The following is a 13,854-nucleotide window of genomic DNA, read 5'->3' as shown; positions in this document are numbered from 1 at the left end:
TCAACAGCTTCCTGGAGACGTTTCTTTGAAAGAGGTGCTCGATTCCTTCAGCGAAGCCGAGACGATCCCCATCGGCTGATAGGGCGGGTCGGTCTGCATGCCGAGATTGGTCATGTGGATTTTGTAGCAGCCTGTATAGACCTTGGATGTTCCGTCGCTCCGGATCGCTTCGATGACCACAGGCAGCGCCCAATAGATTTGACCGGCGCCCGGGTCGGGCGCGGTTGAGCCGAATTTCACAGAAACAGATTTGGTATCGGCATACCCTTGCGACCACTTATCGAAGGCTTCAGGTGCAGCGCCCGATTGGAAGTAGCTGTATGCCTGGACGTAGTACCGGTTGCTGATTGCGTAGTAATAGCTCTCGACCAGCTTCTGCGGCGAGGACCGGTCATCCATATAGGTCCACTGCTGTGATGCAGCCAAACCTGGAACGGCACAAAGAAATACGAGCGCAAGAACCGGGGTCGTGAGCGTGAAATAGGGGACCTTTGGCATAAGTCTCTCCGCGTCAAAGTGGCAACATTCGGCCATCTGCAGGGCAGTATGCGGACCGGCAGTTTCTATTGGAAGCACTGGCTGGTGCCTTTGACAAGACTGCGAAGGTCGCACTCGGGCAAGTCATATGGAGTTTTTCGCACATAAACAATTCCGACACCCGAGTAGACTCTGCTGTTCTTTGGGGATGGCTCTTTTGGGGAGCGGTTCCGATAATGTTCACAATTGCCGGCAGTTCGCTCATCGTCTTAGGCGGGAATTATGCTCTGCGCGGTGAATGCATGCAAAAACGGGCCGGTAGACGCCGAATTGGCCCTGAGCAACTGGCCAACTAATCGAAAGTTTATTGATTTTGAAGGTTCCGATGTTACCTCGGCGCTGAACTGTTTTTCACCAGAAAGCAGCAACGTGAACTGGAGCGTGCATTGAGAATTCCCGGACTTGGACTGATCGCTTTCGCAACACTTTTGCCGGTCATCTGGTTCGCGCCGCTTGCCTCCACCCGCGATGCCGTCGCTCTTTTCAGCCAGTATCTGGGGTCGTCCGCTTTGATCGTGATGGGCATCAACCAGTTTATTGCGACGCGTATGCCTGGCCTGGAAACGATCTTCGGTCCGCTCGACCGGATTTACGTCCTTCACAAGTGGTTGGGTGTTTTCGCGATGGTTGCCATGGGTCTGCACGACATCGTCGATGCGGAAATGAATGGCCTGCGTGGCGGACCGCTCGCCGGGATTGCTGAAGATGTCGGTGAAATCAGCCTTTATGGGCTTTTGATCCTGGCGCTTGCCTCCGTCATCACCTTCATTCCCTATCACCTGTGGAAATGGAGCCATCGTCTGATCGGGATATTCTTTATCCTGGGGGCGTTCCACTATTTCTTTATCGAAAAGCCGTTTTCGAACATGGACCCGCTAGGCCTCTACATTTCGGCCTTTTGTCTGCTTGGGATCGCGAGCTACGTCTGGATGTCACTGGTCCGGCCGATGGCGCCGCGCGGGCACGGTTACAAGGTGTCATCCGTCAGGCATCTTGGTGGTCTCACGGAAATCGAACTGGCACCGAAAGGCCGCGGTCTCAAACACAAGCCTGGACAATTTGCGTTCCTTTCTATCGCCGGTGGCGGCCTGTCGGAAGAGCACCCCTTTACGTTGAGCGGTGCACCTCGTGAGGACCGAAGCCTTCGGTTTTCAATCAAGGAACTCGGCGACTACACACACCGGCTGCGCCGCGAGATCACGGTCGGAATGGAGGCGACGGTCTCGGGTCCTTTCGGTCACTTCACCATGCCGCGCGGTCGCGATCCGCAGGTCTGGGTCGGAGCAGGCGTCGGCATTACGCCGTTCCTCGGATTCGCCGAGAGCCTCAAGACGAAAGAAACCGGTCCGGTAAAACTCTATTATTGTGTCCGCGAACGCGACGACATTCCCTATGCCGTTGAACTTGAAAACATCGCGGAGCAAGTCTCAAACCTGGAAGTGATCATCGTCAACTCCGCAGAAGGCGTCCGATTGACGCCCGACTGTATCTTGGCAGATCTGGGTGGAGAGCTACCACGTGCGCATGTCTTTTTCTGTGGCCCGGTCGCAATGAGGAAGGCTCTCAAAAGCGGCCTCGTGCTGAAGGGACTGCGAGCCTCGCGCTTCCATTTTGAAGAGTTTGAAATGCGGACCGGCATCGGACTGAGCACGCTGGCGGCATGGATTTGGGACAAAAGTATCTACGCGGTCGAGAAACGGCGTACATCCAACACCCAACCGGCCGAATAACAAGTTCCCCAAAAGCTGCACTTGCATTCTGTTTGTTTTGACGTTTACGTAAAAGCAAGCCAAGGAAGCGACGCGTTATGAATGAAGTAGGGGGGCAGCAGATGCAGCCGGTAATGTCAGCACAGGAGATCGCGGGTTTCCTCGACAGGGAGTTTCCGCAGATCCATGCCGGTGGGCGAGCCTATTCCATCGAGAGCGTTTCTCCGGGCGAGGCTGTCATGCGGCTAACGGCAACCGACCAGCATCTTCGTCCGGGCGGTACGATATCGGGACCGTCCATGATGGCGCTCGCGGATCTGGCGGCCTATGTGGTGATCCTTGCGCATATTGGTCCGGTTGCGCTCGCGGTCACGACCAATTTCAACATCAATTTTCTGCGCAAGCCCGCGCAAGGCGACCTGCTCGGCACCTGCCGCCTCCTGAAACTCGGCAAGCGATTGGCCGTCGTTGAGTGCGGCATCGCCGGGGAAGGGGACGAGGAACTGGTTGCCCATGCAACGGCAACCTATTCCGTTCCGCCCCGGTAATGACAGCTCACTGCTTTGTATTGAATGGTCGAAACGGTAAGTTTCATGCGGTAACATAATACCGTTTTTTTAAGTAATTGAAAATTATAAAGAAATTGGCTTATCTTCAGAAAATTCGATCTTGACGGTCCCTTTGCACCGGCGTATAAGCTGCCTCGAACGAATTCAGGGTCCGTTCGCTGGCTCATTTGACGCCGCGCGGACCCTTTCTTTAACCGACCAAGTTGGATCAATCACATGAAGACCTTCTCTGCCAAGCCGGCCGAGGTCGAGAAAAAGTGGATCTTGATCGATGCAGAAGGCATGGTTGTCGGCCGTCTCGCCGCCTACATTGCCAATCATCTGCGCGGCAAGCATCTGCCGACCTACACGCCGCATGTCGACACCGGCGACAACATCGTCGTCATCAACGCCGACAAGGTGGTTCTCACCGGCCGCAAGTACGACAACAAGAAATACTACTGGCACACCGGACATCCGGGCGGCATCAAGGAGCGCACCGCGCGCGGTATCATGGAAGGCCGTTTTCCGGAGCGCGTTCTGGAAAAAGCTGTTCAGCGCATGATGCCGGGCGGCCCGCTTTCCAACAAGCAGCTGAAGAACCTCAAGGTCTACGCTGGTCCGAACCACCCGCATGAAGCTCAGTCGCCGGAATTGGTCGACGTGAAGGGCCTCAACGCAAAGAATGATGGCAAGAGGGCTTAACAATGGCTGAGCTGCAATCCCTGGAAGAACTGGGCGGCGCGGTCGAAACCGCAGCCCCCGAGGCACCTGTCCACGTTCAGAAACTGGACGCACAGGGCCGCGCATACGCAACAGGCAAGCGTAAAGACGCGATTGCCCGCGTCTGGATCAAGCCGGGCACCGGCAAGATCTCCGTCAACGGCAAGGACTTCACTGAATATTTCGCGCGTCCTGTCCTGCAGATGATCCTGCGTCAGCCGATCATGCTGACTGACCGTGATGGCCAGTACGACGTCATTGCCACCGTCACGGGTGGTGGACTTTCCGGACAGGCCGGCGCCGTGCGCCACGGCCTTTCCAAGGCTCTCACGCATTACGAGCCGGAACTGCGCGGCATCCTGAAGAAAAACGGCTTCCTCACCCGCGACGCCCGCGTCGTTGAGCGTAAGAAGTTCGGTAAGCGCAAGGCCCGCCGGTCGTTCCAGTTCTCCAAGCGTTAATCGCCGGACAAACTGGTCTGAAAGACTTGAAAAACCCGCTGGAGAAATCCGGCGGGTTTTTTGTTTGGATTTGAAAGTGGTCCGCGCCGTGTCGCTTCAGTCTTGCGAAGAATTCAGCTAGAGCTGATCTCAGCTGAAATTCATTCGTTCATTGACGCTGATCTCGGTCGGATCAGTGCTCTGGCACCGATCAGGTCTTAATGTCCCAGGCACGGTTTCTCGAAGGCAATCTGTTTCGCCATGTCACGGTGATGTCGCTGACGTCATCCATCGGCCTGATGGCGATCTTTGCGGTCGATTTTGTCGACATGATCTTCATATCCATGCTCGGCAAGGATGAACTGGCAGCGGCGATCGGCTATGCGGGCGCGATCCTCTTCTTTACGACGTCCTTCAACATTGGGGTCGCCATTGCCGCCGGTGCTCTCGTCGCGCAGGCGCTTGGGGCAGGGGACAAGGAACGGGCGCGCCAACGGGCGTCGAACGCGCTGGTGGCAGGCTTCCTGTTTGCGGCCGTGTTCGCACTCGGCGTTTGGCTCTTGCTGGACGAACTTGTCACCCTAATCGGGGCGAGCGGCGTCACCCATGAACTTGCAGTGCTTTACCTCGCGATTATCGTTCCGACGCTTCCCATATTGCTGCTCGGGATGGCGGGCGGCGCCATCCTGCGTGCACATGGCGATGCGCGGCGTGCCATGATGTCGACCATCATCGGCGGCATGGTCAATGCTGTTCTCGATCCGATCCTGATCTTCGGTCTCGACCTGGAACTGACCGGAGCGGCGCTCGCCAGCGCCATATCGCGTGTTGCAATCGCGGTTTTCGCGCTCGCGCCGATCCTGCGCTATCACGGTGGCCTCAGCCTGCCGCGGCCACTTCAGCTGTTCAAGGACCTGCCGCCGGTTTCCGCCATTGCGTTTCCGGCCATCCTGACCCAGTTGGCGACCCCTGTCGGACAGGCCTGGGTCACGCGGTCCATGGCCGAGTTCGGTGAGGACGCTGTTGCCGGAATGGCCGTCATCGGACGCATGACACCGCTGGCGTTTGCGACCATTTTCGCTCTTTCCGGTGCCGTCGGCCCGATTGCCGGTCAGAACTACGGCGCAGGACAGTTCGACCGTGTCCGCGAAACCCTGCGCGATGCGCTGTTGTTCACCGCGCTTGTTGTCGGCGTTGCCGCGTTGACGCTCTACATGCTGCGCGAACCGATCGTGCGGCTGTTCGATGCGGACGGTATGGCGCTCACGCTGATCTATCTCTTTTGCGGTCCGCTCGCGCTGGTGTTCTTCTTCAACGGCATCCTCTTTGTGTCGAATGCCTTCTTCAACAATCTCGGGCGACCGTTTCTTTCCACCTGGATGAACTGGGGTCGTCATACGCTCGGCACCATTCCGTTTGTCTGGCTCGGTGGCACGTATCTCGGCGCGCCAGGCGTGCTGATCGGGCAGGCGGCCGGCGGCATCGTCTTCGGGCTGCTCGCGCTTGTTCTGGTGCGGCAGGTGGTGAGGGACGTTGAAAAACACCCGGTTCAGCCGAAGGGCCCCGGCGTCTTCCAGCGCCAGGCGCGTCAGGTGATCCTGTTCTTTTCCAGAAGGTAGGCGCGAACCGGAGGCGCTCACGTCTTGCCGTCAGCCTGTCGTTTCAGGCGCAACAGCACCTTTGCCGCAGCCGTTTCGCACATCGGTGGGTCCAGCTCGGCACCGGCAGGATCAGCTCCGAACAGGAGCTTCGGGGCGAGAATACGGGGGTTGCGATAACGCACCCATCCGGGTTTTTGTGTCCACCTTTCTTCGGCGAGCAAATCACCGGTGTCGATGTCGAGAAGGTAGCCTTGAACTGTCACGGACGGTCGCAAAAACAAGGGCGTCCAGTAGTCTCCGCCCTGGACGACATTGAAGTGTCCATGACGCAGGTCGGTAATGGCTAAATGAAACAATCGGTCGCCGCGATCAGAAGCAACAGCGGTGTCGTATTTTTGCAGCCCGAGAAAACTGGAAAAGTGCTCCCGCAGGATATGAGGGCCAGGCATCGGCTCCCATGTGTAGTCCAGATCGTCGCAAATCGCGCTCAAGAGATTCCAGTCCAACTGCATCTGGACGTCGCCAAGATAGATCTGTGGAGGTTTTTTGTGACCGAAAAAACGACTGAACCAGGACATGCAACCAAAGTGTAATTAGAACCATCTTCTAACTTAAGCTGGACTTGGCTATCTGCAAGCTTTGGTCACGGGCGCACTCGTTTGGAGTGCGGCTCCACCTCAGCCAATCAACTTCTTGTTCCAGCCAACAGTCGCGGCTTTCTTTCGCGATCTGCCTCCCACGCGCAACAACTTCCTGAAACGCGGGCATTCCATGTGAGAAGGAGCGGAACACACAGCGACATGACGGATCATGTCTCTGAGGCTTGCAAGGTGCCGGATCTGTTCGTCAAGTTCATCTGCTTTTTTGGTCAGTTTTTCAAGTGAGATATCGGGGCGACCGTCGGCCCCGAACATGTCCCTGATCTCATCGAGTGAAAAACCGGCGGTTTTCCCGAGCGTGATGAGGGCCAGTTGATCGAGCACCTCGGGTCCGAAGAGGCGTTTTAAGCCCCGCCGTCCCACGGAGGTCAGAAGACCCTTTTCCTCGTAGTGACGTATCGCTGAGGCAGCAATGCCGGTTTGATAGGAGACTTCGGAAATATCCAGTAATTTCATGTCTTGACCTAAAGTCGACTTGAATTGTTAGCGTGGCGCGATCCTATTCGAATTGCAAGGAAAACCAATGCGCCATATTCACGAAACTTCTCTCAGGTTGACCTGGTTGAATGTCGCGGCCATCGGCCTTCTTCTGACCGCCACCTTGAAAATCATGGCGAATGCAACGATCAGTCCTGCGCTGCCGGCGCTGGAGGCGAGCTTTACCGGCGTTCCCAATGCTGCATATCTCACGCGCTTCCTGGTCGCCGCACCGTCGCTGACCGTCATTCTCGTTGCGCCGGTGGCTGGCCTGCTTGCCGACCGGATTGGAAAAGGGGGGCTCTTGATCAGCGGTGTCGTTCTGTTCGTCCTGGCTGGAAGCGCGGGTGCATACCTGCCTGATCTGCAATCCATTCTGATAAGCCGGTTCGCACTCGGTGCGGCCGTTGCGCTGACAATGACGGCTCAGGTCGCTCTGGTCGGCGACTTGTTCGATGGTCCGCGGCGCAACGCTTTCCTAGGATGGCAGACGGTTGCGATCAACTTCAGTGGATTGATATTCATTGGCCTGGCCGGGATACTTGCGGGTGTATCGCCGAGGCTCCCGTTTCTCGTTTATCTGTTGCCGGTCTTGCTTCTGCCGTTCCTGGCAAGAATACGCCAGCAAGAGCGCAAGGTGGCGGCGGCAGAGAGTGAAAAGTCACGCGGTCATGAGACAGGCGCGGCAAGATCATGGCTCGGTTCGGCAGCCGCCATTTGCGGGCTGACGATGAGCACAGTAATGCTGTTCTTCCTGATGCCGAGCCAGATACCGTTCTATCTGTTGGAAAGTGGTTTCGAGCCCGCATCGGGAACAGCCGTCACCCTGGGCGTCCTGATGCTTTCCGGTGGCACAACTGCAATGCTGTTCAAGCGTGCAAGTGAAATGTTCGGTCTTGCCGTAGTCTTTGCAGCCGGCTTCGCGACGATGGCGGCCGGGTTCGCGGTCATCGTGTCCTACCCGGTCTGGACACTTATTCTGCCCGGCGCTGCATTGATCGGTGCCGGCTATTCTTTCGTGCAGCCAGGATTTTTCGTGTTGGCTCTGAAAGTCGCGCCGGGCAATCGCAGAGGCAGCGTTTCGGGACTGGTAACGACAGCCATGTTTGCCGGACAGGTTATCTCGCCATTGCTTTTCACAGCCTGGCTGCAACAATCCGGGTTTAGGCCTGTCTTTCTGGCGGCGGCAGGTTTGTTTGCAGTCCTGGCCCTGGGGGCGTTTGCCGTAATGCTTTTCAACCCCTCCAGGAATGCGGAGGCCTGACTGGATCAGCCGCCCACGGAGGAAATCCTGTCTTTCTGCGGTGTACCCGCAACATAGGTTTCCACGACACAGCGGTCGTCTCCGAGCGTTTGCAGCAGGAACAGTTCTTCCGAGAGCGTTTCGACCGTTTCCATGCGCAGCGCCTTTGCCGGCGTTGCGTTTGCATCAAGCACCACAATATCTGCGTCGGTTCCCGCTTCGAGCGTGCCGATCCTGTCTGCCAGTTGCAGCGCTTCAGCATTGCCCAGGGTGATCCAGTAGAAACTCGTGAGCGGATGCATGCGCTGACGCTGAAGCTGCAGGATCTTGTAGCCTTCGTCGAGCGTACGCAGCATGGAGTAGTTTGTTCCACCGCCGACATCCGTGGCGATTGCCGTGCGAATGCCTGCGCTTTCAAGGCCTGACTTGTCGAAAAGACCGCTGCCGAGGAAAAGATTGGAAGTCGGGCAGAAGACGGCAACGGAACCGGTTTCGCGCATGACCTGGAGCTCGTGTCCACTCATGTGAATGCAATGGCCGAGCAATGTTCTTGGCCCCAGGAGATCAAAGCTTTCATAGACCCCGAGGTAGTGCGCAGCATCAGGATAGAGCTCGCGTGTATACGCGATTTCATTGTGGTTTTCGTTGATGTGGGTCTGCAGATGGCACTCGGGAAATTCCTTCAGGAGACTCCCGGCAGCCTCAAGCTGATCCGGCGTAGAGGTGATTGCAAAGCGAGGTGTGATGACGTACCGCGCGCGTCCATTCTCATGCCATTTGGCAAGCAGCCGTTTGCTATCATCATAGGAACTTTGCGCGGTGTCGCACAGGGCCTCAGGGGCGTTGCGATCCATCATCGTCTTGCCGCCGAGCATCATCATGCCGCGGCGCTCTGCCTCCTGGAAATAGGCGTCGACAGAGTTGGGATGGCTGGAGCAATACGCGACGGCCGTTGTCGTGCCATGCGCGAGAAGCGCGTCGTAAAACCCCTTGGCAATGCGGTCGGCATGCGCCTTGTCTGCGAATTTCAGTTCCGCCGGGAACGTGTAGTCGTTCAACCAGTCCAGAAGCTGGTCCGCCCACGACGCAATTACCTGCGCCTGGGGAAAGTGAATATGCGTGTCTATGAAGCCAGGCAGGATCAGGTGAGGGCGGTGGTCCGTGACCACAGTTTCGGTTGGAGCCTGTGCTTCAACTTCTGAAAATTCGCCCCTGGCCGCAATGAGGCCGTTTTGAAGCAAGAGAGCGCCATCTTCAATATAGCTGTAGGCGTCACCGTCATCCGGACCCGAAGGGGCTCCATGAAAGGTCAGCAGTCTGCCGCGCAGGATTCTTGTTGTTTTGTCCGCCACGCCTGAGATCCTTGATCGGTTCGCGAGTTTACTGTTGAGAAGCAGTGCAGTCTTAATCCTGCAAACCGTTCGAAACAACGGTTTGTATTCCGCCTGTTGAACTTTGAGAGATCCTCAACTGCGCGCGCAGCACACCCGCCGTTGGCGATTGTCCAAGGTTCGTTTCAGGTGACAGCGGCAGAGGACCTCTGATAAAACCGGGCGAACTTTCCAACAAAGGTTGTGGCATCAAAGACCGGCGCGAAAGCCATAAATTCTTAGAAGTGTCACCGGATCCAGGGAACGACAAAATGTCCGCAGATTTGCCTCGCCCGACAGACAATGCCTTTCTCGGCTCCTCGCTGAAGGGCGGTTCTCACGAACCGACTTACGCCGGCACATTGTCTTTCATGCGCCGGCGCTACAGCCGTGATCTGAGCGGTGTCGACCTGGCAGTCTGGGGCATTCCATTTGATGCCTCCGTTTCCAACCGCCCGGGCGCCCGCTTTGGTCCTCAGGGGGTCCGCCGGGCATCCGCGATATTCGACGGCGACCCGCAGTATCCCTTTCACATGGATCCATTTGAAAATCTTGCCTGCGTCGACTACGGAGACTGTGTCTTCGACTACGGTCGCACAACGGACATTCCCGGACTTATTCAGGCTCAGGCAGCCGACATTCTGTCAACCGGCACACATCTCTTTTCCATTGGCGGGGATCACTTCGTCACCTACCCGTTGCTGCGAGCGCACGCAGAAAAACATGGGCCTCTGGCGCTGGTTCAATTTGATGCGCATCAGGATACCTGGCCCGACGAAGGTGACAGGATAGACCATGGAACGTTTACCGGCAGGGCAGTCAGGGAAGGGCTGATCGATCCGGAAAAATCCATCCAGATCGGCATCCGGACGCACGCCCCGGAAACCTGTGGTCTCGAAATTATCTTTGGCCACGAGCTGGACGAGATCGGAATTTCCGGTGTGATCGAGCGCGTGCGGGCCCGCGCCGGTTCCGGCCCGGCCTATATGACGTTCGACATTGACTGTCTGGACCCCGCCTTTGCTCCTGGCACGGGAACACCGGTTTCCGGCGGGCTGTCTTCGCGGGAAGCTTTGTCAATCCTGAAGGGGCTAGGAGACCTGAATTTCGTCGGCGGTGATGTCGTTGAGGTCGCGCCGGCATATGACCATGCCGATATCACATCCATTGCCGGAGCGAGCGTGGCGTTGACCTACATCGGTCTTCTTGCGGCGAAATGAAATCAGGTGGCGGGTAACACGATATTTTAGACCAGTCCGCGACAATGCTTTGGTTCGGATCAGGCGCGGGTTAGTTCCGTCCGCACGGGCTTTGTGTTGTCGTTGACCGGAGCAGTGGACCAGAAGTGATAAAGGGGCGTTTTGCTCTTCATCTGGTGAAACAGCTCGACCAGATTTCGAAAGCAGACAAGTTGCGCGCAAAAGGCAACGACCAACCCGCTTGCCGTCAGCAACCCGGAAGCCGTCGCACCTCCCAAAAGCGCGATTGCCGCACCAAGCCAGAAAACAACGTAAAGTGTCGTGATCCTTGCGCCAAGTTGCTCTGGCACGGGAACAAAAATCCTGTTGAGCCAGATCCTTTCGCCAAAACCAATCGTTCTTGCCCAGCTCAGGCTTCCATAGTTTCCGATGCGGAGCCGCTGCAGCGCGACCAGGCCGATGCTCAGGCCAATCGTCAATAGAGCGGCTGTCAGCAGGCCCCACCAGATGTGCGACCAGAGTGCCGCTGCAAGAAGGCCTGGTGCCACTATTTTCAGATATGTGGCGAGCGCACCATTGGGCGACCTTCCAACAGGATGCAGGTGCAGCATGGCTGAGTTTGCCGGGTAGGAGCTGAACCGGGCCGGTTGGACGTTTGGATACTGGTGACGCTGCTTCGACTGCATGGTTAACGCTGCACTAACGGATCAGGAAGAACCATACCCCCAGCGCCCGACATTTGGCAATTGGAACTGCACCGTCAAACCGTGTTGTGATCGCGAAATTGTCCTCTGAATGCCCAAACCGCGCCGTTTGTGCACTCTTTGTTTTTTCTTGTGACGTTAGTGTGATAATTTGTTCAATCTAGAGTTTAATTTAGATTTCACTACGTAAGCAACCTGTGCATTTCTCAAAGTTGCATGCTGTTTATTATTTGTTAGCCTGAAAATACCTAATATGGCTGGCTAAATTGACAAACCAATCAGGTTATTCGGCGGCGGTTATGACGCATATGAAGAACCTTGCGGACGGCCAGGGTGGCTTGCTTACGAGCGGGAAAACTCTGGCAGAAGAACTGGACCGCATCAATCAGCTCGACCATCTTGCAAAAGAGGATCAGCTGCATCTGAGTGCCGACTGGGTTCAGACACTTGTCAACAACGTTTCCGACTATGTTTTTGCCAAGGACCGCGGCCACAGGTTCGTCATGGCCAACCTGCAGGTCGCCATCGACCTTGGCCTGGATGATCCTTCGCAGGTCATTGGCAAGACCGATATGGAACTGCATCCGGCAGAAACCGGGGCCATGTTTGCAGCCGCTGAGGCCGAGATCATGGAAACGAGGCAAGCTCGGATCGACTACGAAGAATTGTCGATCCTGGCAAATGGCAAGCGCCGCTGGTTGTCTACCTCAAAGTTTCCTGTGCTGAATGACAGGGAAGAGGTAGTTGGGCTTGTTGGAATCTCCCGCGACATAACTGAGCGCAAGAAAGCCGACCTGCTTCAGCAGGGACAGAACAAGGTTCTGCAGGACATCGCGACGGCCAAATCGCTGCATCAGGTTCTTGAAACGCTGGTTCTGACGATCGAAAGTCAGATGGATGGCGTGATGGGCTCTGTCATGCTGGTCAGCGAAAATGGCGAAAACCTTGTGGCAGGGGTCGCCCCGCATCTTCCCAAAGACTACATCGCACTTTGCGACGGCATACCGGTCGGCCCGAAAGTTGGCTCGTGCGGCACGGCGGTTTATCGGCGGGAAAGCGTCTTTGTCGACAACATCATGGAACACGAGCTTTGGCAGGACTTCAGGGAGGTCATCCGCCCTTTCAATTTGCAATCCTGCTGGTCGGTACCCTTTTTCGGAAAAGATTCCAGGGTTCTCGGGACTTTCGGTCTGTATTCCAATGAGGTGCGGAGCCCGACAGAGCACGAACAAAGACTTGCGGTAGAGGCGGCACGGCTGGCATCGATCGCCGTGGAGCGCGAACGGGCTGAAACGGAAATCCGGTTTCTGGCCAATCACGACGTCCTGACAGGTTTGCCCAACCGTCAGGAGTTCAAGGCCAAATTGGGTGAAAAGCTGGAAGCAAGCACCGTCTCGGGTGAACCAGTAGCCGTTCTGTTCGTCGATCTCGACAACTTCAAAGTCGTCAACGACAGTTTCGGACATGCCGTCGGCGACCAGGTATTGATGATTGTCGCGGAAAGGATCCTCGCGGTTCATAACGGAAAACACGAGTCTATCCGCTTCGGCGGCGACGAATTCGTGCTCATAGTTGAGGGCGTGCATGCTCAAACGAATGCACTCGTCGACCTCATGGTAAAACTGCGTGATGAAATAACCAGAACCATTTCAATTGGCGACTTGTCCTTTCATGTCACCTGCAGCATCGGCGCGGCGTGCTATCCCTATGACGCCGGGAACGCCGAAGAGCTGCTTAGAAATGCAGACAAGGCGATGTTTGAGGCCAAGTCTCAAGGGCGGGACGGTTTCAAAATCTACGAACACGCGAGACCTGAGAAGTCGATCAACCGGCTGACACTGCTGGAAGAAATGCGCAGCGGCATAGACAAGGGTGAGTTTCATCTCCAGTACCAGCCCCAGATAGAACTCTTTAGTGGAAGGATTGTCGGCGCTGAAGCTCTTGCACGCTGGCGTCATCCGGCACTTGGATGGTTGATGCCGGATGATTTTATTCCGCTTGCAGAAGAAAGTGGCCTGATCGTCCCATTGGGACAAAAAGTTCTCTACGAGGCGTGCCGGCAGAACCGGGAATGGCAGCTCAGCGGGCTGCCACCGATAACCATCGGTGTGAACGTGTCACCACGTCAGTTTCGCGATGCCGCGTTGGTGAGTGACGTTCGTCAAGCTCTTAAATCCACTGGACTTTCTGCAAGCTATCTTGAGTTGGAGGTGACCGAAACACTTCTGATGAAGAATGCCGAGCAGGCCGTCCGCTTAATGGAAGACTTTCGAAAGATCGGCCTGAAACTGGCTATCGACGATTTTGGCACCGGCTATTCGAGCCTTGTTGCGCTGAAGAACTTTCCACTGACCCGGCTCAAGATTGATCAGAGTTTCATTCGGGATCTGGAAAAGGATGAAAACGACCGCAGTATCACTCGCGCCATTATTTCTCTTGGCAGGGAACTCGGTCTGAACGTGGTGGCCGAAGGTGTCGAAACGGCAAAACAGCAGGCATTCCTGGCAAGCTGCCGGTGCGAAACCGTACAGGGCTTTCATTTCGGAAAGCCGATGTCCGCAGACAAGCTCGGGAAGCTACTGGGCATGTCCCTTGCACCGATCAGCGCGCAGTACGGCTAGCGGCAGAACCGCGATTTTCTTTC

Annotated in this window: 13 protein-coding genes; 8 read left to right on the top strand and 5 right to left on the bottom strand. The window is 56.3% G+C overall.

Annotation, left to right across the window (positions count from 1 at the left end; translation table 11 throughout):
* On the bottom strand, positions 1–498 hold the full coding sequence (locus tag Q0915_RS10500; protein ID WP_299471097.1) for a hypothetical protein: 498 nt from the start codon (positions 496–498) through the stop codon (positions 1–3).
* Between the two features lie 425 nt (positions 499–923).
* On the opposite strand from Q0915_RS10500, the gene Q0915_RS10495 reads away from it, so the two are divergent.
* From Q0915_RS10495 to Q0915_RS10475, 5 genes are all read left to right on the top strand, one after another.
* Positions 924–2,267: a ferredoxin reductase family protein gene (locus Q0915_RS10495; RefSeq protein WP_299471095.1), complete on the top strand. Its 1,344-nt coding sequence runs from the start codon at positions 924–926 to the stop codon at positions 2,265–2,267.
* 101 nt (positions 2,268–2,368) lie between these two features.
* The gene (locus Q0915_RS10490; protein ID WP_299472305.1) at positions 2,369–2,794 is read left to right on the top strand and encodes a PaaI family thioesterase; all 426 of its coding nucleotides are present in this window, start codon (positions 2,369–2,371) and stop codon (positions 2,792–2,794) included.
* Between the two features lie 237 nt (positions 2,795–3,031).
* Positions 3,032–3,499 (top strand): 50S ribosomal protein L13, encoded by a 468-nt coding sequence (rplM, locus tag Q0915_RS10485; RefSeq protein WP_299471094.1) that lies wholly within the window; start codon positions 3,032–3,034, stop codon positions 3,497–3,499.
* Between the two features lie 2 nt (positions 3,500–3,501).
* Positions 3,502–3,978 (top strand): 30S ribosomal protein S9, encoded by a 477-nt coding sequence (rpsI, locus tag Q0915_RS10480; RefSeq protein ID WP_299471093.1) that lies wholly within the window; start codon positions 3,502–3,504, stop codon positions 3,976–3,978.
* A 200-nt stretch (positions 3,979–4,178) separates the two neighbouring features.
* Positions 4,179–5,576, top strand: a complete 1,398-nt coding sequence (locus Q0915_RS10475) for an MATE family efflux transporter (protein ID WP_299471091.1) — start codon at positions 4,179–4,181, stop codon at positions 5,574–5,576.
* Between the two features lie 17 nt (positions 5,577–5,593).
* Here Q0915_RS10475 and Q0915_RS10470 read toward each other — a convergent pair whose 3' ends face one another.
* Positions 5,594–6,070, bottom strand: coding sequence for a hypothetical protein (locus tag Q0915_RS10470; RefSeq protein WP_299471089.1), 477 nt, complete (start codon positions 6,068–6,070; stop codon positions 5,594–5,596).
* A 165-nt stretch (positions 6,071–6,235) separates the two neighbouring features.
* Positions 6,236–6,673, bottom strand: a complete 438-nt coding sequence (locus Q0915_RS10465) for a helix-turn-helix domain-containing protein (RefSeq protein ID WP_299471087.1) — start codon at positions 6,671–6,673, stop codon at positions 6,236–6,238.
* A 67-nt stretch (positions 6,674–6,740) separates the two neighbouring features.
* On the opposite strand from Q0915_RS10465, the gene Q0915_RS10460 reads away from it, so the two are divergent.
* On the top strand, positions 6,741–7,958 hold the full coding sequence (locus Q0915_RS10460) for an MFS transporter (RefSeq protein WP_299471085.1): 1,218 nt from the start codon (positions 6,741–6,743) through the stop codon (positions 7,956–7,958).
* A 5-nt stretch (positions 7,959–7,963) separates the two neighbouring features.
* Here the strand turns inward: Q0915_RS10460 and guaD are convergent, their stop codons facing one another.
* Positions 7,964–9,289, bottom strand: coding sequence for a guanine deaminase (gene guaD / locus Q0915_RS10455; RefSeq protein WP_299471084.1), 1,326 nt, complete (start codon positions 9,287–9,289; stop codon positions 7,964–7,966).
* A 290-nt stretch (positions 9,290–9,579) separates the two neighbouring features.
* Between guaD and speB the strand changes: the two genes are divergently transcribed.
* A complete protein-coding gene (gene speB, locus Q0915_RS10450; protein ID WP_299471082.1) occupies positions 9,580–10,527 on the top strand; it encodes an agmatinase in 948 nt (315 codons plus the stop codon).
* Between the two features lie 59 nt (positions 10,528–10,586).
* Here the strand turns inward: speB and Q0915_RS10445 are convergent, their stop codons facing one another.
* The gene (locus tag Q0915_RS10445; protein WP_299471080.1) at positions 10,587–11,192 is read right to left on the bottom strand and encodes a DUF6653 family protein; all 606 of its coding nucleotides are present in this window, start codon (positions 11,190–11,192) and stop codon (positions 10,587–10,589) included.
* Between the two features lie 317 nt (positions 11,193–11,509).
* On the opposite strand from Q0915_RS10445, the gene Q0915_RS10440 reads away from it, so the two are divergent.
* Positions 11,510–13,831 (top strand): EAL domain-containing protein, encoded by a 2,322-nt coding sequence (locus Q0915_RS10440; RefSeq protein ID WP_299471078.1) that lies wholly within the window; start codon positions 11,510–11,512, stop codon positions 13,829–13,831.
* Positions 13,832–13,854: the final 23 nt, after the last annotated feature.

This window comes from uncultured Roseibium sp., assembly GCF_947494555.1.
In the GTDB taxonomy this organism is placed as follows: domain Bacteria; phylum Pseudomonadota; class Alphaproteobacteria; order Rhizobiales; family Stappiaceae; genus Roseibium.
This window is presented reverse-complemented; position numbering and strand designations above follow the sequence as displayed.

What these genes read in the sequence shown, in the direction of transcription:
- Q0915_RS10500 (WP_299471097.1), bottom strand. Translation starts at nt 498, where the DNA reads ATGCCAAAGGTCCCCTATTTCACGCTCACGACCCCGGTTCTTGCGCTC.
- Q0915_RS10490 (WP_299472305.1), top strand. Translation starts at nt 2,369, where the DNA reads ATGCAGCCGGTAATGTCAGCACAGGAGATCGCGGGTTTCCTCGACAGG.
- rplM (WP_299471094.1), top strand. Translation starts at nt 3,032, where the DNA reads ATGAAGACCTTCTCTGCCAAGCCGGCCGAGGTCGAGAAAAAGTGGATC.
- rpsI (WP_299471093.1), top strand. Translation starts at nt 3,502, where the DNA reads ATGGCTGAGCTGCAATCCCTGGAAGAACTGGGCGGCGCGGTCGAAACC.
- Q0915_RS10475 (WP_299471091.1), top strand. Translation starts at nt 4,179, where the DNA reads ATGTCCCAGGCACGGTTTCTCGAAGGCAATCTGTTTCGCCATGTCACG.
- Q0915_RS10470 (WP_299471089.1), bottom strand. Translation starts at nt 6,070, where the DNA reads ATGCAGTTGGACTGGAATCTCTTGAGCGCGATTTGCGACGATCTGGAC.
- Q0915_RS10465 (WP_299471087.1), bottom strand. Translation starts at nt 6,673, where the DNA reads ATGAAATTACTGGATATTTCCGAAGTCTCCTATCAAACCGGCATTGCT.
- Q0915_RS10460 (WP_299471085.1), top strand. Translation starts at nt 6,741, where the DNA reads ATGCGCCATATTCACGAAACTTCTCTCAGGTTGACCTGGTTGAATGTC.
- speB (WP_299471082.1), top strand. Translation starts at nt 9,580, where the DNA reads ATGTCCGCAGATTTGCCTCGCCCGACAGACAATGCCTTTCTCGGCTCC.
- Q0915_RS10445 (WP_299471080.1), bottom strand. Translation starts at nt 11,192, where the DNA reads ATGCAGTCGAAGCAGCGTCACCAGTATCCAAACGTCCAACCGGCCCGG.
- Q0915_RS10440 (WP_299471078.1), top strand. Translation starts at nt 11,510, where the DNA reads ATGACGCATATGAAGAACCTTGCGGACGGCCAGGGTGGCTTGCTTACG.